At 65.3% G+C, this 21,814-nt stretch carries 19 protein-coding genes; 8 read left to right on the top strand and 11 right to left on the bottom strand.

Annotated elements, in window-relative coordinates:
- The first annotated feature begins 188 nt into the window (after positions 1-188).
- The 4 genes from X265_RS31905 (at position 189) to X265_RS31890 (ending at position 4,600) form a co-directional block, all read left to right on the top strand.
- Positions 189-1,427: an FAD-binding protein gene (locus tag X265_RS31905; protein ID WP_128968423.1), complete on the top strand. Its 1,239-nt coding sequence runs from the start codon at positions 189-191 to the stop codon at positions 1,425-1,427.
- Positions 1,424-2,746, top strand: coding sequence for a glycolate oxidase subunit GlcF (glcF, locus tag X265_RS31900; protein ID WP_128968422.1), 1,323 nt, complete (start codon positions 1,424-1,426; stop codon positions 2,744-2,746). Before X265_RS31905 ends, glcF begins: the two co-directional genes overlap by 4 nt.
- Before the next feature lie 68 nt (positions 2,747-2,814).
- Complete coding sequence (locus X265_RS31895; RefSeq protein WP_128968421.1) at positions 2,815-3,180, top strand: histone; 366 nt, start codon at positions 2,815-2,817, stop codon at positions 3,178-3,180.
- 415 nt (positions 3,181-3,595) lie between these two features.
- Complete coding sequence (locus X265_RS31890; RefSeq protein ID WP_164938892.1) at positions 3,596-4,600, top strand: TorF family putative porin; 1,005 nt, start codon at positions 3,596-3,598, stop codon at positions 4,598-4,600.
- Between the two features lie 255 nt (positions 4,601-4,855).
- On the opposite strand, the gene X265_RS31885 is transcribed toward X265_RS31890, so the two are convergent.
- Positions 4,856-6,619 carry an ABC transporter ATP-binding protein/permease gene (locus X265_RS31885; protein ID WP_128968419.1) on the bottom strand — a complete coding sequence of 588 codons (1,764 nt, stop codon included), beginning with the start codon at positions 6,617-6,619 and terminating at the stop codon, positions 4,856-4,858.
- A 312-nt stretch (positions 6,620-6,931) separates the two neighbouring features.
- On the opposite strand from X265_RS31885, the gene X265_RS31880 reads away from it, so the two are divergent.
- Both X265_RS31880 and X265_RS31875 read left to right on the top strand, forming a co-directional pair.
- Positions 6,932-8,596 carry an L-lactate permease gene (locus tag X265_RS31880; RefSeq protein ID WP_128968418.1) on the top strand — a complete coding sequence of 555 codons (1,665 nt, stop codon included), beginning with the start codon at positions 6,932-6,934 and terminating at the stop codon, positions 8,594-8,596.
- A gap of 137 nt (positions 8,597-8,733) precedes the next feature.
- Entirely contained in the window at positions 8,734-9,132 is a 399-nt protein-coding gene (locus tag X265_RS31875; protein ID WP_128968417.1) for an META domain-containing protein, read from the top strand.
- 157 nt (positions 9,133-9,289) lie between these two features.
- Here X265_RS31875 and X265_RS31870 read toward each other — a convergent pair whose 3' ends face one another.
- From X265_RS31870 to X265_RS31860, 3 genes are all read right to left on the bottom strand, one after another.
- On the bottom strand, positions 9,290-10,495 hold the full coding sequence (locus X265_RS31870; protein WP_128968416.1) for a hypothetical protein: 1,206 nt from the start codon (positions 10,493-10,495) through the stop codon (positions 9,290-9,292).
- A 141-nt stretch (positions 10,496-10,636) separates the two neighbouring features.
- Positions 10,637-12,268 (bottom strand): chaperonin GroEL, encoded by a 1,632-nt coding sequence (gene groL, locus X265_RS31865; protein ID WP_128968415.1) that lies wholly within the window; start codon positions 12,266-12,268, stop codon positions 10,637-10,639.
- A gap of 117 nt (positions 12,269-12,385) precedes the next feature.
- The gene (locus X265_RS31860; protein WP_014491914.1) at positions 12,386-12,682 is read right to left on the bottom strand and encodes a co-chaperone GroES; all 297 of its coding nucleotides are present in this window, start codon (positions 12,680-12,682) and stop codon (positions 12,386-12,388) included.
- 318 nt (positions 12,683-13,000) lie between these two features.
- Between X265_RS31860 and X265_RS31855 the strand changes: the two genes are divergently transcribed.
- Positions 13,001-13,522, top strand: a complete 522-nt coding sequence (locus tag X265_RS31855) for a hypothetical protein (protein WP_164938891.1) — start codon at positions 13,001-13,003, stop codon at positions 13,520-13,522.
- A 160-nt stretch (positions 13,523-13,682) separates the two neighbouring features.
- Here X265_RS31855 and X265_RS31850 read toward each other — a convergent pair whose 3' ends face one another.
- Positions 13,683-14,462 (bottom strand): protein phosphatase CheZ, encoded by a 780-nt coding sequence (locus X265_RS31850; protein ID WP_128968413.1) that lies wholly within the window; start codon positions 14,460-14,462, stop codon positions 13,683-13,685.
- 317 nt (positions 14,463-14,779) lie between these two features.
- Between X265_RS31850 and X265_RS31845 the strand changes: the two genes are divergently transcribed.
- Positions 14,780-15,595, top strand: a complete 816-nt coding sequence (locus X265_RS31845) for a L,D-transpeptidase (RefSeq protein ID WP_128968412.1) — start codon at positions 14,780-14,782, stop codon at positions 15,593-15,595.
- Positions 15,596-15,664: 69 nt separating this feature from the next.
- Here the strand turns inward: X265_RS31845 and X265_RS31840 are convergent, their stop codons facing one another.
- The 6 genes from X265_RS31840 to X265_RS31810 form a co-directional block, all read right to left on the bottom strand.
- The gene (locus tag X265_RS31840; RefSeq protein WP_128968411.1) at positions 15,665-16,483 is read right to left on the bottom strand and encodes a DUF2076 domain-containing protein; all 819 of its coding nucleotides are present in this window, start codon (positions 16,481-16,483) and stop codon (positions 15,665-15,667) included.
- A 125-nt stretch (positions 16,484-16,608) separates the two neighbouring features.
- Positions 16,609-17,454 carry a ChbG/HpnK family deacetylase gene (locus tag X265_RS31835; RefSeq protein WP_128968410.1) on the bottom strand — a complete coding sequence of 282 codons (846 nt, stop codon included), beginning with the start codon at positions 17,452-17,454 and terminating at the stop codon, positions 16,609-16,611.
- Entirely contained in the window at positions 17,451-18,497 is a 1,047-nt protein-coding gene (locus tag X265_RS31830; RefSeq protein WP_128968409.1) for a glycosyltransferase family 2 protein, read from the bottom strand. Before X265_RS31830 ends, X265_RS31835 begins: the two co-directional genes overlap by 4 nt.
- 86 nt (positions 18,498-18,583) lie before the next feature.
- Entirely contained in the window at positions 18,584-19,561 is a 978-nt protein-coding gene (hisG, locus tag X265_RS31825) for an ATP phosphoribosyltransferase (RefSeq protein ID WP_128968408.1), read from the bottom strand.
- A gap of 3 nt (positions 19,562-19,564) precedes the next feature.
- Positions 19,565-20,716 carry an ATP phosphoribosyltransferase regulatory subunit gene (locus tag X265_RS31820; protein ID WP_128968407.1) on the bottom strand — a complete coding sequence of 384 codons (1,152 nt, stop codon included), beginning with the start codon at positions 20,714-20,716 and terminating at the stop codon, positions 19,565-19,567.
- Between the two features lie 340 nt (positions 20,717-21,056).
- The gene (locus tag X265_RS31810; protein WP_128968406.1) at positions 21,057-21,812 is read right to left on the bottom strand and encodes a 16S rRNA (uracil(1498)-N(3))-methyltransferase; all 756 of its coding nucleotides are present in this window, start codon (positions 21,810-21,812) and stop codon (positions 21,057-21,059) included.
- Between the last annotated feature and the right edge of the window lie 2 nt (positions 21,813-21,814).

Here is a 21,814-nt window from a genome sequence, read left to right as displayed (position 1 = left end):
ATAACGAAGCTTGCTCGGAAATGATTCGACGGCGATCGAAGCACGATTGTGCCGAAGGAGCCGTGCTCGATTGCCGCCCGCGCTCGCCGGATCGGCGACCGTTCGATGCGTGCACCTCCTTTGGAATGAGGCCGCGAAAGCTCCGCGCGAATTGATTTCCGACGCGAATTTCGCTACCGCCTTTCCCCGTGGATACGCTCAGGGTCAGAGACGCCAAAGACGTCGAAGAGGTGGTGCGCGCGGCGATTGCGAGCGAGCAGCCGCTCGAGATCGTCGGCCGTGGCAGCAAGCGCAGCATCGGGCATGCGATGGCGACCAACGCGGTGCTCGACGTCTCCGCGCTGAATGCCGTCACCTCCTATGAGCCCAACGAGCTGATCGTCACGCTGCAGGCCGGCGCGCCGGTGGCCGACGTGCTGTCCCTGATCGACGCCAAGAACCAGCAATTTGCCTTCGAGCCCGTCAACACCGCGCCGCTGCTCGGCACGTCCGCATCGGGCACCATCGGCGGCATGATCGCCTCCGGCCTGGCCGGCCCGCGGCGGATCAGGGCGGGCGGCGCACGCGATCATCTTCTGGGGGCGCATGCCGTCTCCGGCTTTGGCGACAGCTTCAAGACCGGCGGCAAGGTGGTCAAGAACGTCACGGGCTATGATCTCTGCAAGCTGCTGGCAGGGTCCTGGGGCACGCTGTCCGTCATGACCGAGGTGACGCTGAAGGTGATGCCGAAGCCGGAGGCCGAGCGGACGCTGTTGCTGCGCGGGTTGGATGATGCCGCCGCCAACAAGGCGATGACAGCGGCGCTCGGCTCGCCCTTCGACGTCTCCGCCGCCGCGCATCTGCCGAAATCGGCTTTCCGTGCCAAGACCGAGGGACTTGGCGATGTCGCCGGCGAGGGCGAGGCGCTGACGGTGCTGCGGCTCGAGGGCATCACCGCTTCTGCCGGCCACCGCGCCGGCTCCTTGCGCGAATTGCTGGCGCCGTTCGGAACCGCTGAGGTCATCGAGGATGCCGCCTCCTCCGCGCTGTGGACCACCATTCGCGACGTATTGCCTTTCGCGGCCGGCGGCGCGCTCGGGGCCTGGCCGGTGTGGCGGATCGTCTGTCCACCGGCTTCGGGCGCTGCGCTCGGGGCGCTATTGGCGCGCGAGACGGGCGGCGAGGTCATCTACGATTGGGGCGGCGGCTTGATTTGGGCGGCGATGCCGCCCGCGGGTGATGCGCACGCCGCGGCCGTTCGCCAGCGGACCAACGCGTTCGGCGGGCATGCCACGCTGATCCGGGCGGCCGAGGATGTCAGGCGCGAAGTCGATGTCTTCCACCCGCAAGCACCAGGTGTTGCTGCCCTGAGCGAACGGGTCCGCGCCAGCTTCGATCCGAAATCCATTCTGAACCGGGGACGGCTGACGCGAGGCGCTCCGGCATGAAGACCGAATTCTCACTGGCACAGCTCGCCGACCCTGATATCGCCGAAGCCGACAAGATCCTGCGCGCTTGCGTCCATTGCGGCTTCTGCACCGCGACCTGCCCGACCTATGTCCTGCTCGGCGACGAGCTCGATAGCCCGCGCGGCCGCATCTATCTGATCAAGGAGATGCTGGAAAAGGACCAGGCGCCGACGCCAGAGGTGGTCAAGCACGTCGACCGTTGCCTGTCGTGCCTCGCCTGTATGACCACCTGCCCCTCGGGGGTGAACTACATGCACCTCGTCGATCAGGCCCGGGTCAGGATCGAGCAGCGCTATGAGCGTCCGCTCGCCGAGCGGCTGCTGCGCCGGGTGCTCGCCTTCGTGCTGCCGGATCCGCAACGGTTTCGTATCAGCATGCGGTTGGCGCAGCTTGCCCGGCCGCTCGCTGTCTTCCTGCCGACCCCGCGGCCCTCGGCCACCCCGGGCCTGATCCAGCGCCTCAAGGCGATGCTGGCGCTGGCGCCTGGCCGGCTGCCGTCACCGGGCGCGCTTCCCGGCAGCGTGTTCGCAGCGCTCGGCAAGAAGCGCGGCCGCGTCGCGCTGCTCCAGGGCTGCGCCCAGCAGGTGCTGGCGCCGCGCATCAATCAGGCCGCCATCAATCTGCTCACCCGCCACGGCATCGAGGTCGTGCTGGTCAAGGATGAGCAATGCTGCGGCGCGCTCACCCATCATCTCGGCCACGACGATGATGCGCTGGCGCGGGCTCGCGCCAACGTCAGGGCCTGGCAGAAGGAGGCGGCAGGCGAGGGGCTCGACGCCATCCTGGTGACGACCTCCGGCTGCGGCACGGTGATCAAGGACTATGGCTACCTGCTGCGCGAGGACGCCGCATTCGCAGCCGACGCGGCGCAAGTGTCCGCGCTCGCGAAGGACATCACCGAATACGTCGCTGGTCTTGCCCTCACGCCGAGCACGCAACAGGGCGATGTCGTCGTCGCCTATCACTCCGCGTGCTCGTTGCAGCACGGACAGAAAATCACGGGGCTTCCGAAAGAATTGCTTTCCAAGAATGGATTCGTGGTGAAAGATGTGCCCGAGAGCCATTTGTGTTGCGGTTCGGCGGGGACTTACAACATTCTCCAGCCCGAGCTTGCGGGCCGGTTGCGCGATCGCAAGGTCGCCAACATCGCGAGCGTCAAGCCGGACATGATTGCCGCGGGCAATATCGGCTGCATGGTGCAGATTGCCAGTGGCACGTCAGTTCCGGTCGTACACACGATTGAGCTTCTCGATTGGGCTACGGGCGGGTCGCGGCCGGCATTGAATCCGTCGCGCTGAGCTTTCGTCCGGAGGTGACGGCTGAAGAGCCCGATCGACCATTGTTCGGCGGCAACAGGAGGACCACGATGGCGAAAGCGAGCAAGAAAAAAAGCAAGAAGGCCAAAAAGGCCAAGAAGGTCGTAAGCGCGAAGAAGGCGACGAAGAAGAAGGCGGCCAAGAAGTCGGCGAAGAAGTCCGCCAGGAAATCTGCAAAGAAGGCCGCGCCGAAGAAAGCTGCCAAGACGTCAGCAAAGAAGGCTGCGGCCAAGAAGGCTGTGAAGAAGGCGGCGCCGAAGAAGGCCGCCAAGAAAGCAGCGCCGAAGAAGGCGAAGGCAGCTCCCGCGGCGAAGCCAGCGGCCCCCGTGGCGCCGGCGCCGGAGCCGGCGGCTGAGACGAGCTGGGCGATGCCTTCGTCTTCTGCGGAAGCGACGCCGGCCGAGGGGCAAGGTTAGGCCCGCAGGGGGACAAGCCCAGACCGAACGCCGGGTCTGTCCCCTGATAAAGATCGACAGCGGTAAGGCCGCGGCGGCGACGCTGCGGCCTTTTTGCATGGGCGGCCGATGGCTGCTCGTTTTTGAGTCACTTGATTCGTCGCAGGCGCGCCACGGTGCCCGCGGCTACGTAGTATCCCGGGTCACTTTCTGCACCTTGGCGTGAAAATAATGTGATCGAGAAGCAACACCGGCTGACAACCTTTCGTGGAATCGCCAGAACGCCCAAAAAGGCGGCAGATGCTCGTGTTTTTTGCTTCTCGGTTTAAGTTCCTCCATCCAGATTGGACCAGTTACGAAATTTGCAATCAGGTCGGGCGGCCCCGGGGGGCTTCCGGAGCTCGACCGGGGTCTAGAATTGGTGATGGGGATCGAAATGAAGAAAGTGACTTTGTTGGCAACGGCGCTGGCAATGGTGACGGGTTCGGCTTTCGCGGCGGACATGCCCTTGAAGGCCCTGAAGGCTCCCCCGGCACCCGCCTTTGATCCCTGGGATATCGCCTTCGGCGGCGCGATCATGAACGACTACATCTTCCGCGGCGTGACCCAGTCCAACCACAAGCCGTCGGTCGCCGCCTATTTCGAGCCGCGCTACAACATCAACAAGGACCTCCAGCTGTACGCCGGCGTGTCCGCTGAGAGCATCTCCTTCGCCAACCGCGCTGCGGCCGAAGTCGACATCTACGGCGGTATCCGCCCGACCTTCGGCGCCTTCGCCTTCGATATCGGCGTCTGGGGCTACCTGTATCCGGGCGGAAGCTGCGCCGACAACGTGCTGACCGGCGGCATTCCCGGCGGCGGCGTCTGCCCCGTCAGCACCACGACCATCTTCCTTGCCGACGGCAACGTCATGAAGAAGGACGTCAGCTTCTTCGAAGTCTACGGCAAGCTGAACTACACCATCAACGACAACTGGTCGGTCGGCGTGAACGAGTACTACTCGCCGAACTTCCTGAACTCGGGTGCGTGGGGCAACTACTCCTCGGTGACCGCGAAGTGGATCGCGCCGAGCACGACGTTCGGCGCTTCGGGCGTCGGCATGTATGTGTCGGGAGAGTTCGGCCGGCAGTGGTTCGGCACCTCGGATGCCTTCTACGGCACCGGTGCAGGCACCGTCTTCGCCAATGGCATTCCCTACAAGGACTACAACACCTGGAACGTCGGGATCGGCTTTACCTACAAGGTGTTCACGCTGGATCTGCGTTACTCCGACACCGACCTGAACAAGGGTGATTGCAACGCCTTCACCAGCGCCTTCAACGCTACCGGCACCACCAACGTCACCCCGATCAATCCGGGCGGCGCTGGCTCCAACTGGTGCGGCGCGGCGGGTGTCGCCAAGCTGTCCTTCGACCTGACGGCGATGAGCAACCTGAAATAGGTTTTGTCCCGAGAGTACTTCCGAGGGCGGCAGAGCAATCTGCCGCCCTTTTGTTTTTGAGAAGCTTCTCGTGCCCCGGGCGCAGCGCAGCGCTTCTTCAGCGGTGCGTTGCAAAGCCAGGGCCCAGCCGCTCTGCGGCGTAGCACCAGGGTCCCGGCTCTGCGCCGCAACGCTGAAGGGCGTTGCGGCTCGTCCGGGAACGAGAGCCGGGTCTGGTTCTTCTTCCGTCCCGTTGGCGGGCCGCGCCTTTTCGCCTCAGCGCGCCGCACTCGCCTCCGGCTCGGCCGGCACGTCGCCATGGCCCAGCACATGGATCTCGCCGCTCTCCGCCAGCGCCACCTTGCGGGTGTGGAAAGCATCAAGCGTCGAGCGGTGCCCGATCGAGACGATGGTGGCCTGCGGCAGCCTCTCGGCCAACAGCCGGTAGAGCCTCGCCTCGGACAATTCGTCGAGCGAGGCGGTGGCCTCGTCGAGGAACAGGTAGTCCGGCGCATGCAGCAGCGCGCGGGCAAGCCCCAGTCGCTGTTGCTCGCCGAGCGAGAGCATCCGGTTCCAATGGCCGTGCTCGCTGAGCCGTTCGGCGAGGTCGGGCAAGCCGACCGCGATGAGCGCGTCCCGGATCTGGGTTGCCGGGAATGCGCCGGGGGCTGCGGGATAGACCACGGCGTCACCCAGTGCACCCACCGGGAAGTAGGGACGTTGCGGCAGCATCATCAGCTTCGCCTGCGCGGGGACGACGATGGTGCCGGTGCCGAACGGCCAGATGCCGGCGATGGCCCGGAACAGCGTCGACTTGCCGGAGCCCGACGGTCCGGTCACGAGCACGCGTTCCGGCGTCTGGATGGCGAAGCCGTCGGCGGCGACCAGTGGCGTGCCGTTGGGAAGATACACGCAGAGCTTTTCCAGGCCGATATTGCGGCTGCCGCCTGTCGCCTTGAGCTCGATCGTCGCTTCATGCGCCGGCAGGTTTGCCGCCGTGGCGACCGACATTTCGAAGCCGTCGAGGCGGGCGACAATCGCGCGCCATTCCGCGATCGATCGATAGAACGAGACGAAAAAGGACAGCGCATCCTGCACCTGGCCGAAGGCCGAACCGGTCTGCATCATGTCGCCGAGCTGGATGCTCTTGGCAAAGTAGGCGGGCGCGACCACCACGTAGGGAAAGATGGTTGCAGCCTGACCGTAGCTCGCCGTGAAGGCGGTGAGGCGTTTCGTCCGGCTCATGATCGCATACCAGTTGGCGATGACGGAGCCGAAGCGCTGCAGGAGATGGCCTTGTTCTGCGCGCTCTCCTTTCAATAGTGCAATCTGCTCGGAATTCTCGCGCACGCGGATCAGGTTGAAGCGGAAGTCCGCCTCGTAGCGCTGCTTCTCGAAATAAAGGTTGATGAGCGGCGCACCGATCCAGTGCGTCAGCGCGGTGCCGAGGAGCGCGTAGGCCAGCGCGCACCAGACCAGAAAACCGGGGATGACGATGTCGGTGCCGTAAATGTGCAGCGGCGCCTTGTTGGACAGGCCCCAGAGGATGACGATGAACGAGGCCAGCGTCACGATCGACGACAGCAGGCCGAGGCCGAGGACCAGCGTTTGTTCGACGAAGTTCGTGACGTCGTCGGTGAGACGCTGGTCGGGGTTATCGGCGGCATCGCCCTTCAGCTGCATACGGTAATGGGTGGCGCCGTCCAGCCATTCGCCGAGATAGTGTTGTGTCAGCCAGCGCCGCCAGCGGATCTGCAGCCACTGGTTCAGGTAAAGTTTGTAAACGGCTATCGCGACATAGGTGAAGGCAAGGCCGAGGAAGATCCAGACCTGCATCACGAACTCGTTCAGATCGTAGGCCTGGAGCGCACTGTAGAACCGGTTCTGCCACTGATTGAGCAGCACATTGATGGCGACGAGTGCCAGCTCCATCGCCACGACGACGGCGAGCAGGCCGCGACCGGCCCATTTGTCTTCCGATCGGAAATATGGGCCGGCGATTCGCCAGACAATCGCGAGCGTGGCGCGGATGTTCTTCACAGAGCGGGATCTCCTGCAGGGCTGTGCGCAAATGTCTCAAGCCAAACCATTGAGGCAAGGGCGGAAATCAGTGCGCTTAGACTAAAGTCGCAAGTGGTGCAATTTGCGTTGGCTTGTCGCGGCTTGCAACCCTAGCATGGGCCTCAACGGCGCGGGGTGGGGGCCTTCGGGATTTCGCGAGCTTGTGAGCGGACGGGAACCGCTGCATTCGCGAGGAATTCGCGTCCCCTTCGGGGGTTATCGCTCAGCGTCAAGCAGGATCGGCTGTCCACGCGGGCCGCCTGCCGCACACATGCGTGGGGGAGGAAGACCATGTGGAATCAAATCTATGATCCGCTGCACAGCCCGGTGCTGTCGACGATCGCGGCGGCAGTCCCCGTCGTCACACTGCTGGTCCTGATCGCGAGCGGGCGCGTTCAGGCTCACATCGCAGCCGTCATCGCCATGATCGTGACCAACCTGATCACGATCTTCGTTTTCACCATGCCCGCGAACATGTCGATCCGCGCCTCGATCCTCGGCATCGTGACCGGCTTCTTCCCGATCGGCTGGATCGTCCTCAACGTCATCTTCCTCTACCAGGTGACGGTTGGATGCGGCAAATTCGAGCTGCTCAAGCGTGCGATCGGCAGCGTGACCGAGGATCGGCGGCTGCAATTGCTGCTGGTGGCCTTCTCGTTCGGAGCGTTCTTCGAAGGCGCCTCCGGCTTCGGCACGCCGGTCGCGATCACCGGCGCCGTGCTGATCGGGCTCGGCTTCTCGCCGCTGGCTGCCTCGGGGCTCTCGCTGATCGCCAACACCGCACCCGTTGCCTATGGCGCGCTGGGCACGCCGATCCAGGGCCTTGCCTCGGTCACCGGGCTCGATCCCTACATCCTGGGTGCCATGGTCGGCCGGCAATTGCCGTTCTTTTCGCTGATCGTGCCGTTCTGGGTCGTGTGGGCCTTCGCCGGCTGGCGTGGAATGAAGGACGTCTGGCCGGCCATCCTCGTCACCGGCGTGTCGTTCGCGATCCCGCAATTCGTGATCTCGAACTACATCAATCCCTGGATCGTCGATATCGGCGCATCGCTGATCTCGATGGGCGCGCTGATCCTGTTCCTTCGAGTCTGGCAGCCGAAGCAGCTCTGGCTTTCCCCGGCGCTGCGCGGCCGCGATGAATCGGCGGCCACCATGGCGGCTGCAAAACCGCTCGACAAGACGCCCTTGACGCAAGGCGAGCTGTTCAGTGCGCTTCTGCCGTGGATCATCGTCTGTATCGTGATGCTGATCTGGGGCAACGGCGCCTTCAAGACCTGGGCGAACGGCATCTTCACCTGGAACTATCCCGTTCCCGAACTGCACCAGATGATCAACAAGATGCCGCCGGTCGCGCCAGGGCCGACAAAGGAAGCGGCCGTGTTCAGCTTCACCTATCTGTCGTTCACCGGCACGGGCATGCTGATCGCGGCGATCATCTCCGGCCTGCTGATGGGCGTCGGTCCCGGCAAACTCGTGGCCGAATATGGCCGCACCATCCGGCTCTGCGCGATCTCGCTGATCACGATCTCGGCGATGCTTGCGATCGGTACGCTGACGCGGCTGTCCGGCGTCGACGCGACGCTCGGTCTCGCCTTCGCCGCAACCGGCGTGCTCTATCCCTTCTTCGGCACGCTGCTCGGCTGGTTGGGCGTGGCGCTGACCGGATCGGATACCTCCTCGAACATCCTGTTCGGCAACCTCCAGAAGATCACCTCCCAGCAGCTCGGCCTGTCGCCGATCCTGATGGGTGCGGCGAACTCGTCCGGCGGTGTGATGGGCAAGATGATCGACGCGCAATCGATCGTGGTCGCCTCCACCGCGACCAACTGGGTCGGCCACGAAGGATCCATCCTGCGCTTCGTGTTCTGGCACTCGATCGTGCTTGCCTGTCTCGTCGGTGTGCTCGTGACCCTGCAAGCCTATGTCTATCCGTTCACGGAGCTCGTCCTGAAGTAGCGAGGCCAGTCCAGGCTTCGAGGCCAATCCCCGCGGGACCGTCCCCGCGGGGATTTTTGTCTCTTGAACCGGCGAACCTTCTCAAAGGCGTTGCCGTCTTATAGAAGACCCGGCAATTCGGTCGGTCGAGAGGTCTGATGGTGTCGTTGAAGCAGGTGGTGTGTGCCGCGGCCGCGGTGCTTTTGATGTGTGCCGTTGCGCATGCGGAAGAGGGCTTTCCCTTCGGCACCGAGATGACGCTGGAGGCCGTACCGCAGCCCGGCTCGAAACGAATCCCGAACATCGAGATCGGTGACCATGGCGAGGTCGTGCTCGAGCTGTGGTGCAAGGGCGGCAAGGGTCAGTTCTCGGTGGCCGGCAACACCGTGATCTTCGTCCCCGGCCCACTTCAGGATCGCTCCTGTCCGCCGGCAAAGGCTCAGGCCGATGACGATCTCGTCGCCGCGCTCGCCGCCGTCGAAACCTGGAAGCGCCAGGGCGACGTGCTCACGCTGATCGGCCCGAAGACGCTGCGGTTTCGCGAGAACGGGAATTAACGTCTGGCAAGCACTGTTCTCGTGTCCCGGACAAGGCGTAGCGCACAAGCGCGGCGCCGCAGAGCCGGCACCCAGAGTCGATCCGTGATCCACCGTGTGGCTTATGGCCCCGGCTCTGCAGCGCTGTCGCGCTGCGTCCGGGGCACGAGTACTCAGCTCACTTCCACACCGACTTGTCGGCGTCCCAGCGCTGGCCCTTCAGCTCTTTGGCGAGTGCCTCGATCGAGCCGTTGTCGTCGGGCTGATCACCTTCTTCGTCGGCGGTCGCTTCGTCCGAGACGTTGAGCTTTGCGCCGCTGCTCTCGTCGGCCGTGGTGGTCGAGGGGCTGCCGATCCAGACCATCAACTTGTCTGATGCCCCCGGCTTGTCGGCGGAGACGAGGCCCGCGACCTCGATCGTGTCGGTGAGCTCGAGCGCCGGGAAATCCTGGTTCGGCCGCTTGAACACCAGCTTGAGCTTGCCGGTGGCGGCGTTGAAGCTCTGCGAGACCGGCTTGGCCGCAAGCGTCTTGCTCAGCACGCCGGCAATTGCGGTGGCGAGCTTGTCGCGGTTGATCTTGTCGCCGTCGCGCCAGTCGGCGGCGGGCAGACGAATGGTGCGGTCCATCTCCGCGATCCCCGCGGTCCAGCCGGCAGCCGTGACACCCGGCATCGCCTTGAATTTCGCGAGCAGCGCGGCCGCGCGCTCCGGATCGACCGACATGTTGATGGTCTGCTCGCCGGCGCGCAGCGCGTCGCAGCCGACGGAGAGACTTGCCAGCGTCACCTCGACGTCCTGGCCCTTGAGGCTCTTCAGGAAGTCGGTCGCGTTCTCCAGCTTGACCTTGACCGCAATCGCCTCCGGCGAGACTTCGGTGAAATCTTTCGGCTGCGGCGTGATGCCGTCGTCGGTGGTCTGGTTGTCCAGAAATTCCTTCTCGCTGAGGTCGGCATTGTCGGGCGACGTCACTTCGGTGACGCTCTGGCCGATGCCGATCTGGCCGCGGAACTCGAAGGTGTCGCCGGTCGGCTTGCGGGTGAGCTTGACCGTCACGGGCGCCTTCGCGCCGATGCTCGTGGTCGTGCCGGTCAGCGTCTGGCCGGAGACCTGGAGGTTGACGACGAAGCGGTCCTTGCGGTCGGAGTTCTTGGCAACGGGGTAGCAGACGTCGAGCACGGCGGCGGTGACCGTCTTGCCCTGCCGCGTCTCCTTCAGGATCACGTCGGCATTGCCGTCCATCAGCCCGTCGATCGAGGTGAAATAGCGCGTCTCCATGCCGCCGGGTGCCGTGGCCTTCGGCGACAGCTTCATCTGGGCGGATACGAGCCCCGGGGACATGACGAGCAGGGTCGCCAGAAGAGCCGTCGGAAAAAGCGCGCGCATTGACGAAATCCTCAAATCAGAATCGGCGCGCCACCGTAGTGGGTTTTGGCCGCCGGTTGAATCGGAAAGCGTGCGGCATGATCGGCAAAAAAGAAGGCCACCCGGAGGCGGCCTTCTTAACATCGTCAGGTGAGGACGGGCTTAGAAGCCGCCCATGCCGCCGCCGGCCGGCATGGCGGGCGCGGCTTCCTTCTTCGGCATCTCGGCGACCATCGCCTCGGTGGTCACCAGCAGGCCGGCCACGGAGGAGGCGTCCTGAAGCGCGGTGCGCACCACCTTGGCGGGATCGATGATGCCCTTCTCGATCATGTCGACATAGTCCTCGCTCTGGGCGTCGAAGCCGAAGGTCTCGGACTTGTTCTCCAGGATCTTGCCGACCACGATCGAGCCCTCGACGCCGGCGTTCTCGGAGATCTGTCGGATCGGAGCTTCCAGCGCCTTCAGCACGATGTTGATGCCGGCCTGCACGTCGGCGTTGGCGTTGGTGAGACGGCCGACCGCCTTCTTGGCGCGCAGCAGCGTGACGCCGCCGCCGGGGACGATGCCTTCCTGCACCGCGGCGCGGGTGGCGTTGAGCGCGTCCTCGACGCGGTCCTTCTTCTCCTTGACCTCGATCTCGGTCGCGCCGCCGACACGGATCACCGCGACGCCGCCGGCGAGCTTGGCCAGACGCTCCTGCAGCTTCTCGCGGTCGTAATCCGAGGTGGTCTCCTCGATCTGGGCCTTGATCTGGCCGACGCGGGCCTCGATGTCGGGCTTCTTGCCGGCGCCGTTGACGATCGTGGTGTTCTCCTTGTCGATCACCACCTTCTTGGCGCGGCCGAGCATCTTCACCGTGACGTTCTCGAGCTTCATGCCGAGGTCTTCGGAGATCAGCTGACCACCGGTCAGGATCGCGAGGTCCTCGAGCATGGCCTTGCGGCGATCGCCGAAGCCCGGTGCCTTGACAGCGGCGACCTTGAGGCCGCCACGCAGGCGGTTGACGACCAGGGTGGCGAGCGCCTCACCCTCGACGTCCTCGGCGATGATGACGAGCGGCTTGCCCGACTGCACCACGGCTTCGAGCACCGGCAGCATGGCCTGCAGGCCGGAGAGCTTCTTCTCGTGCAGGAGGATGTAGGCGTCCTCGAGCTCGGCGGTCATTTTCTCGGGGTTGGTAACGAAGTACGGGCTGAGATAGCCACGGTCGAACTTCATGCCCTCGACGATGTCGACCTCGGTTTCGAGCGACTTGTTCTCCTCGACGGTGATGACGCCCTCGTTGCCGACCTTCTGCATCGCCTGGGCGATCATCTTGCCGATGGCGGCATCGCCGTTGGCCGAGATGGTGCCGACCTGGGCGACCTCGGAGGAGGCGGCGACCGGCTTGGCGCGCTTCTCGATGTCCTTGATGACGGCGGCAACCGCAGTGTCGATGCCGCGCTTGAGGTCCATCGGATTCATGCCGGCGGCAACCGCCTTGGCGCCTTCGCGCACGATGGCCTGCGCCAGCACGGTCGCGGTGGTGGTGCCGTCGCCGGCGAGGTCGTTGGTCTTGGAGGCGACCTCACGCACCATCTGGGCGCCCATGTTCTCGAACTTGTCCTCGAGCTCGATCTCCTTGGCGACGGTGACGCCGTCCTTGGTGATGCGCGGCGCGCCGAACGACTTCTCGATGACGACGTTGCGGCCCTTCGGTCCGAGCGTCACCTTGACGGCGTTGGCGAGAATGTCGACGCCGCGCAGCATGCGATCGCGCGCGTCTCCGGAAAACTTGACGTCCTTGGCAGCCATGGTCTGCAATCCCTGTTGTGTCGTGATGTGTCGTAATTGCTATCGTGCGGCGGAATGATGGATGCCCGGACCTGATGATCCGGGCATGGTATTCAGCGGCCGTTCAGGCGGATGACCCTAGGCCATCACGCCCATGATGTCCGACTCCTTCATGATCAGGAGCTCTTCGTTGTCGATCTTGACCTCGGTGCCCGACCACTTGCCGAACAGCACGCGGTCGCCGACCTTGAGGTCGATCGGAATCAGCTTGCCGGCCTCGTCGCGGCCGCCGGGGCCGACGGCGACGACTTCGCCCTGGGACGGCTTTTCCTTGGCGGTGTCGGGGATGATGATGCCGCCCTTGGTCTTTTCTTCGGCGTCGATACGTTTGACCACGACACGGTCATGCAGCGGACGAAATTTGGACTTAGCCATGACGTTTCCCTTTGGAGGCTCGCTTTTCCGAAAGCAGCGGAAGTGGATGAGGGCAGCGCTCCCGTTCCCCCTCTTCCCGAAGGGCAAACGGCGCGCTTAGCAATCGGTCTTTCCGAGTGCTAATAGTGCGCAGGGGATATGGCTTGGCTGCGATCCTGTCAAGCAAAGGTGGTTAAGCGATTGGTGAGGCGGATATAGGATGGTGGCATTGGAAACTTGTTCGGGGCGCCGGCGTATCAAAGGACGTCATTGCTCCGGCAGCGGTTTTGCGCTTGGCTGCGGGTGGGGTGCGGCCGTGGTCTTGTTCGGGGGAATGCCATGATCAGTTCAGCTCACGCGCGCACGGTCGCCAATCTGGCGGCGGCCTCTTGCCTGGCGCTGCTGCTGGGTGCCTGCGGCGGCGGCATGAGCCTGCCGTCCTTTTCGTCGTCCCAGCCGGCGCCGGAGGCCGAGCCCGGCACTGCGCCGGAAATGCCGGCCTCGATCCGCGCCGACGAGATCGTCGGCCGCTGGGGCCTTGCCTCGTTCCAGAACCCGGCCGACCGCGCCCGCACCGAGGCGGCTGCGCGGGCCCAGTGCAAGAATCCCTACGTGATCGGCGCCGGTTCCTCCGGCGGCGTGATCATGCATCTGGCCGACCAGGCCACGCCGCAGGAACTGCGCCTGAAGGGCTCGCCGAGCGGCAAGAACTATATCGGTCCACCCGGCCCGACGCCGGGCGAGCAGGACCGCGAGATCGTCTCCTTCGACGGCCGCGTCATGATCACCCGCTTCGTCGACAAGGACGCCGCCACGCGGTACGGCAACATGGTGTATGTCCGCTGCGCCCCGCGGGCGTGAGGCGGGTTTCGCTCCAACCACTCGTCATTGCGAGCGTAGCGAAGCAATCCAGACCGTTTCCGCGGAGGTTGCCTGGACGTCGCTTCGCTTCTCGCAATGACGCCAAAACAAAACGCCGGCCCCAAGGCCGGCGTTTTGCTTTGTCCGTATTCGCGCTCTCTCAGTCGAACAGCGCGTCGATGTCGTCCTGCGAGGCGTGGCCGGCATCGCCGGCGAGCTTCGGGCCGTTGAGGAGCTTCTCGTCTTCGCTGCGGTTGTCGACCGGCGCCGGCACGTGAGCCTTGATCGCGTCGACGCCGCCCCAGATCTCCATCATCGCGTTGATGTGCTGCTCGATGAACTTCATCGTGGTCATGACCTTGCTGATGCGCTGACCGGTCAGGTCCTGGAAGTTGCAGGCCTCGAAGATCGAGATGACGCGTTCCTGAATGTCGTCGGCGAGCCGCTTCTGCTGATCCACCGAGTCCACCTTGGACATCGCGCTCGCGGCCTGGTCGATCGACTCCGCGGCTTCGAGGATCTGCTGGGTCGCCTGTTCGGTGCCGCCGACCACCGCGCCGAGCTCGCCATTGACCTTGGCCATCTCGCCGCCGTCGAAGCTCTTGCCGTGCAGGGTCGCGATCTCGCGCTTGGTGCGGTCGATGGCGTCGTGGATGAGGTCGAGTTCGACCTTCAGCTTCTCGCACTGCTCGATCTGGGCCCGATAGGTATCGAGCATCGTGCGTGCTTCGGAAAGCTCGTGGGCCGTGGAGGCGTCGATCGCGGCCATCGCTGCGCTGCCGGACAGCGGGGCCGTGCCCTTCGCCATCTGTGCGCGGATCGCGCGTAGCTCTGCCATGATCTCGCTGTGCATCGGACCTGCCTCTTCAGTCACGTCAAGAATGGGCATCTCGCCGCCGGCGATATCCTCGACACGAAAACGTTTGCGGTGAACAGCCATCAGGATACTCCCCCCCACCTCATTCACGGGTCTTTGTAGGCAGAAGCACTTTAACACGAGGTTCACAGCCGGAACTGAGAAACGGCCGCGCGCGAGGGCGTGCAAACGGGCGATTAACCATGCGGCGCGCGCCTTCACCGAAAATAAACGCTGATCGCCGAATTGGGCCGCCGCTCGCGACGTGGTGAATCGAAATGCCCGATCCGTTTACCAAACGAAACCGAGTTTGCTCTTTATTGACCACGTCGAGGGCGCGAACATTCAGCCAGCGCGTCCGGCGGCGAATGCAACTAGACGAAACAGTACAGAGTACGTCGATGTTCAAGAAAATGTCTGTCGCGCTGCTCGGCAGCGCATGCGCCTTCATTGTCGGCGCTCCCAGCGCCAGCGCATTCGACAATACCGTTCCGAACGATCCGCCCGCGGTGCTCTATCAGCCGCAGGTCGCTCCGGCCCCGGTGCGCGTGGCTTCCAACGGCAATATGGGCGGCGGCTTCATCGAATTCCTGTTCGGCGACGGCCCCGGGCGCGGCCCGGCCTATGCGCCGCAGCAGCCGATCTACCAGCAGCAGCCGGCTTACGCCGATCCGCGCCGCCTGCCGCCAATGGGCGAGCCGCAGATGCAGGGCGGCTATCAGCAAGGTGCAGGCTATCAGCAGGAGGCGATCGATCCGCGGCAGCGTCCGTTCGATCCGAAATTCGAGAAACAGCTTGTCGACTATACCGGCAAGGAAAGCGCCGGCACGATCGTCGTCGATTCCACCAACAAGTTCCTCTACCTCGTCGAGGGCAACGGCCGCGCGCTGCGTTACGGCATCGGCGTAGGTCGCGAGGGCTTCACCTGGAGCGGCGTGAAGTCGATCACGGCCAAGCGCGAATGGCCGGATTGGACGCCGCCGGCGGAAATGATCGCGCGCCGTCCCGATCTGCCCAGGCACATGGAGGGCGGCCCGGAAAACCCGCTGGGTGCGCGTGCGATGTATCTCGGCTCCACGCTCTATCGCATCCACGGCTCGAACGAGCCCTGGACCATCGGCACCAACGTCTCCTCCGGCTGCATCCGCATGCGCAACGAAGACGTCATCGACCTCTACGGCCGTGTCAATGTCGGCACCAAGGTCGTGGTGATGTGATCGTCTGATGTTCGACGTGAAACGGCCGCCTCATCGGCGGCCGTTCTTGTTTGGCACTGTCGAGCAGCCTCACGCGAAATCGCTGCCGCCGTCATCTCCGCCGCCGAAGTCGCTGTCGTCGGCCATGTCCGTATTGCCGTTGTCGTTGTTGTCGTAGTCCTGATCGTTGTCGTCGCGATCGTTCGAGCCTTGATCGAAGAAGCTCTGGCGCGAGTCGCGATTCGAGCCGATGTCGTCGACGCCGGCATCGCGGGCGAGCGAGCTGTTCGACTGGTCACCGCCCCAAGGGCTGCCGCCGCCGCGCTCCTCGATGATGGTGGTGTCGCCGAAAGCCTGATGCGAGCCGCCGCCCATCATGCCGCGGATGCTGGAGAGCAGCAGCGATCCGCCGACCACGCCGGCCGCCGCGGCTGCCGCCGTACCCAGGAACGAGCCGCCACCGCCGACCGGAGGTGCGCCATAACCTTGTCCATAACCCTGGCCTTGCCCGTAGGCCTGACCATAGGGCGGCTGGCCGTAGCCCGGCTGGGTCTGCTGCATCGCCTGGCCACTGTTCCAGACCGGCCGCTGCTCACGCGGCGGCACGTTCGGAACCGACCCGCGCGATTGGCTTCCGCCGAACAGCGTGTCGCGCATGGTGTCGAGGAAGCCGCCGGACTGGGCTTTCTCGGGCGCCTGCGCCGCTTCCAGCTCCTGGATGCGGTTGTGGGCGCGCTTCAGTGCTTCGTCCTGCAGCAGCGTGGTCTGCACCAGCGCGTAGACGGCGCCCGGCGCCTTGCGCAAACCGTCCGAAATCGCGGCGATCGCGTCGGGATCGCGCGGTGCATTTTCCAGTTTCGAAAGCCGGTCGAAAAGATCGTCGACGAGCTGGCGTTCCTGCGGCGTCATGGTCTGTCTCCCTCGCGCGAAACAAGCGCAAGCGGGATGTAGGGTTCCATTGTGGCCCCAACAGTGGCGGCCGGATTAAATTTCGGTATGCGACAGACTGGCCGGTGGGGCGGCTTTCACCGGTTTCATGCCAATGTCACATGGCTGGTCGCGAGAAGCCGCGCAAAGGCGTCGCTGGCGAGATAGGCGTGCTCGCGCTCGCGGACGTCAGTCATCGGGTCGAGACCGGTCAGGACCTCGTCGACGAAGCCGGGATGGCACATCACCAGGCCGCCCTCTGGAAGGCCTTCGATGAATTGCCGCATCAGCTCGCCGAAATCGGCCGCGCGCGTGAAATCATAGGCGCCGGCAAAGGCCGGATTGAATGCGAGACCGGCGCGCGCTGCGCGGCGGCGGAATTGCGCGCTGAGGACATCGAGCACCATCGCTTTTGGCGAAGCCAGCCGCTGTGCCAGCGGCAGGTTGCGGCCGCCCTGGCGGACCCAGGCCTTTGGCGCGGCCTCGCTGACCGCCTCGACGAAGCCGTCGCGCACCTGCGGAAACAGCTGCACGTGCTGATGGCCGTCGACGAAGTCGGGTGCGCGGCCGAAGGCTTCCCCGAAGGCCACGAGCTGCGCTCTCACCTCGTTGCGGAAGAACTCGCTGTCGAGCCGCCGCATCAAGCCGGCGCGCAACAGTTTTGGAAAGGCCATGAACATGTCGCCGTCGAGCGGACGGAAATGCATGGTGAGCGGGCGGAACGGGGCCGACAGCGTCACGTGCAGTCCAATCGCGCAGCGCGGGCTCGCCTTCACTGCTGCCTGAAGCGCCTCGATCTCGCCGCGCTCGATCGCGGGGCCGACCATCATCACCGAGGTGGCGTTGAGGCGGCCGCGCTCGATCAGGTCGCGGATGGCGCGGTTGACCCCGGGGCTGATGCCGTAATCGTCGGCGCAGAGCCAGATCCGCCGCAGGCTCGCGGCCGCGCTCATTCGGCCGCGGTCCTGTTGGATGCGTCGCCGGCGGTGTCGGCGTCAAAATGCTTTTCGCTGTGCTCGGCGACGAAGTAGATCGGACGCGCCTTCAGCTCCGAGAGGATCTTGCCGATATATTCGCCGACGATGCCGATCATGATGAGCTGCACGCCGCCGATCGTCATCAGGCCGACCACGAGCGAGGGATAGCCAGGGACCTGCTTTCCTGTGGTGAAAACTTCCCAGAGGATGGAGAGGCCGAACAGGAAGGCGACTCCGGCGAGCGCGACTCCGAGCAGGCTGGCGAAGCGCAGCGGCGCCACCGAGAACGACGTGAGGCCCTCGATCGAGAGGCCGAGCAGACGCGCAGCATTGAAGGTGGTGACGCCATGGGCGCGCGCCGCAGGCTCGTAATCGACGCGGATCTGGCGGAAGCCGATCCAGCTGGCGAGGCCCTTGAAGAAACGGTTGCGCTCCGGGAGTTGCCGCAGCGCCGTCACCGCGCGCGGCGAGAGCAGGCGGAAGTCGCCGGCATCTTCCGGAATCTTCTGGCGGGCGCCCCAGTTGATCAACGCGTAGAAGCCGTGCACGGCGACCCGGCGCAGGAACGTCTCGTTGTCGCGATGAGCCTTGGCGGTATAGACGACGTCATAGCCGTCATCGATCCAGTGACGCACCAGCTGCTCGATCAGCGCAGGCGGATGCTGGCCGTCGCCGTCCATGAACATGACCGCGCCGAGGCGGGCGTGATCGAGGCCGGCCATCAGGGCGGCCTCCTTGCCGAAATTGCGCGACAGCGACACCACCTGAACGTCGATCGCGTCGGCCGGCAGGCTGCGTGCGATCGACAGCGTCGCGTCCGCGCTGCCGTCGTCGACATAGACGACCTCGCAGGCGAGCCGATAGCGCTGCCGCAAGGTCTTGGCGAGATCGCAGATGCGCTGGTGCAGGGCGGCGAGGCCTGCCGCCTCGTTGTAGACGGGGACGACAATCGACAGCCCCTTCGCAGCGGCATTCGCTGCGGTGGTGGTCAGGGCGGAAACGTCAGAGCCCAGCGTCATCGATCAAGGTTCCAGAGGCGTTCAAGGTCATCCAACAGCATATGGTAGCTGCCGCTTGCTGTCGCTACGCTGAACGAACATGAGACTCACCGCCGCAGGAAAGCCTCGAGCTTGGCGAACAGCGGGTTCTCCCGGTCGAACACGTAGTCGAGCGAGACCACCGAGACGGTCTCGGCGCCATGTTCGCGCAGGAAGCTCGCCAGCGCATAGAGCTGCCCTGGCGGGCAGTGCAGCGTCAGCATACCCGATGAGGTCGGCCCGCCGAACGGAGCTTCGACGCCGAACCGGCTATGGGCCTCGCCGAGAAGGGCGGCGTCGCATTGCCGGAAGCGGGTCCGGACCTCGCGGTATTTGTTGGCGCGCGCGCGTGCCGCGATGTGGTCGAGGATGACGCGCGCGGTCTCGAGGGCCTGCGGCGACCAGTCGGCGTGCTTTGACGCCACCAGATTGGCCTGGCTGCGCAGCATCACGCCGTCGTCGAGCACCCGCAAGCCGTTGGCGGCGAGCGTCGCGCCCGTGGTGGTGATGTCGACGATCAGCTCGGCGCTGCCGGCCGCCGGCGCGCCCTCGGTCGCACCGGCGCTCTCGACGATGCGGTAATCGGTGATGCCGTGGGTCTGGAAGAAGGTGCGGGTGAGGTTGACGAACTTGGTCGCGACCCGCATCCGCATGTGGTGCTGCTCGCGGAAGCCGGTGGTGACGTCGTCGAGGTCAGCCATGGTGCGGACATCGATCCAGGCTTGCGGCACCGCGACCACGACGTCGGCATAGCCGAAGCCGAGCCCGTCGATCAGCGAGACGTGCTTGTCGGCGTCCGCGATGTTCTCGCGCACCAGGTCTTCGCCGGTGACGCCGAGATGCGCGAAGCCACGCGACAGTTGCGAGGCGATTTCGCTCGCCGACAGATAGGTGACCTCGACATTGTCGAGTCCCGCGATCGTGCCGCGATAGTCGCGAGCGCCGCCGGCCTTCGACAGCTTGAGTCCTGCGCGGGCGAAGAAGGCTTCGGCGTTTTCCTGAAGGCGGCCCTTGGAGGGAACGGCCAGAACGAATGGCGCGCTCATGGCTTAAGCTCCCACCTTTCGGCCGATCCTGGTCAGCGCGTCTACCCAGACCGAGAAGCCGACGGCCGCAATCGGAGTTGGCGATCCGAGCTGGGTCATCAGCCCGTCATAGCGGCCGCCGGCGACCAGCGGTTCGGCACCATTGCCCCTGTGATGCAGCTCGAACTCGAAGCCGGTGTAGTAGTCGAGCCCGCGGCCGAACGCGGTCGAGAAGCGCGTGGTCTTCACCTCGATGCCGCGCGCGGCCATGAAGCCGACCCGGCTTTCGAACTGGTCGATCGCGCCGGCAAGATCGAGCTTGGCGTCAGCGGTGAGCGCACGCAGCTCCGCGACGGCCTCGTCCGGATTGCCCGTAATCGACAGGAAGCGCTTCAGCACCGCGATTGCTTCGCGCGGCAACGCGCCGCCCTTCAGCGTCGACTGCTCGAGGAAGCGGTCCGCGATCTCGGCCGTGGTCCGGCCGCCGACATTGGTGGTCCCGGCGATCGACATCAGATCGGTGACGAAGGCCAGCGCCGCCTTGCGGTCCGAGCCGGCGAGCGCGGCCAGCACGCCCTCGTATTCGCTGCGGGTCGCGGTGGTCGCAGCCGCCAGCCGCTCCAGATCCTGCTCCAGGCTGATCTTGCGGTTGAAGTCCTTGACCAGGCGGCGGCGCCAGACCGGGTAGAGGTTGAGGGCGTCAAGCAGCGCATTGAACAGCGCCACATCGCCGGTGCGGATCTCGACGTCGCGCACGCCGAAGGCGGCCGTCGCCTCCAGCGCCAGCGCCAGCATCTCGGCATCCGCGGCGGCGCGGTCCTGCCGGCCGAACGATTCGATGCCGGCCTGGAGGAATTCGCTCGGCTGCCCGCCGCGGTAGCGAAACACGGGGCCCAAATAGCTGAACCCGGCGGGCTGGCCGGCGCGGCCGGAAGCGAGGTAGTCGCGTGCCACCGGGATCGTCAGGTCGGGGCGCAGGCAGAGCTCCTCGCCGGACAGGTCGGTCGTGAGATAGAGGCTCTTGCGGATGTCCTCGCCGGACAGATCGAGGAACGGCTCGGCCGGCTGCAGGATCGCCGGCTCGGCCCTGACGTAGCCGGCCTGCGCAAACGACAACAGCAGCGTATCCGCCCAGGCGGTGGAGCCGGCAGCATTTGAGGTGGCAGTCGCGGTCATAACGGGTCCATCGTCCCGGCAGGCCGGGCAGGGGTAGGTGGGAAGCGAGTTGGCGCAGCCCTTAGCATGGCCCGAAACCGGTTTCGACCTCCAAAGGATCAATCGCTTAACGGCGGGGCAATGCCGGGCGCCGGCGCGCGGCCGCGAAACCGGTGCGCTCCCTCTCCCGCTTGCGGGGGAGGGCTGGGGTGGGGGTGCCTCCGCGTCGGGATCGCCAGAGGCCCACGGAAGAAATCCCGAGTAGAGAGAGCCCCCACCCGGCGCTTCGCGCCGACCTCCCCCGCAAGCGGGAGAGTTTGGGAAACCGTGGCGCGATCGGTTGACCCAGCTCGATCTGTCTCTAGGCCGACGCCCCGCCCCAATCGCCCAGCACGGCCTGCACGAGCGCCAGCGCCGCCACGGCGGCGGTGTCGGCCCGCATGATCCGGGGGCCGAGGGCCAGCCGCAGGATCTTCGGTTGGCGCAGCAACAGGGCCCGTTCTTCCTCGGCAAAGCCGCCCTCGGGTCCGATCAGGACGTCGATACCTCGTCCGGGCTCGCGCGCGGCTTGCAGGCTCTGGACGGGGTTTTCGAGCTCGGCCGCCTCATCGCAGAAGATCAGCAGGCGGTCGGCAGGGCGCTGGCTGAGGTAACGCTCCAGCGGCACCGGTTCGGCGACACTGGCGATGCTTAGAATCCCGCATTGCTCGGCCGCCTCGACCACATTGGCGCGCATCCGTTCGGTGTTGACGCGGGAGGCCTGGGTGAACCGGGTCAGGACAGGCCGCAGGCTGGCAGCGCCCATCTCGATGGCCTTCTGGACCATGTAGTCGAGCCGAGCATGCTTGAGCGGGGCGAAGACATAGGCGAGGTCGAGCAGGCGGTCCTGGGGCCGGGTCTGCTGCAAGATCACGAGGCCATCCGGCCGCTTGCGGCCTTCAATGGCCGCCTGCCATTCGCCGTCGCGGCCGTTGAAGGCCAGCACCTCGGCGCCCGCGGAAAGCCGCAGCACATTGCCGAGATAATTGCTCTGGTCGCGGTCGAGGGCGATCCTGGCGTCCTGGGCCAGGGGGGCATCGACGAACAGGCGGGCGGCGCGAAAATCGTGGGAGGGCATTG

The sequence above is a fragment of the Bradyrhizobium guangdongense genome (assembly GCF_004114975.1).
Lineage (GTDB): Bacteria > Pseudomonadota > Alphaproteobacteria > Rhizobiales > Xanthobacteraceae > Bradyrhizobium > Bradyrhizobium guangdongense.
The sequence above is the reverse complement of the archived record's forward strand: the minus strand, read 5'-3'. Positions and strand labels throughout refer to the sequence as shown.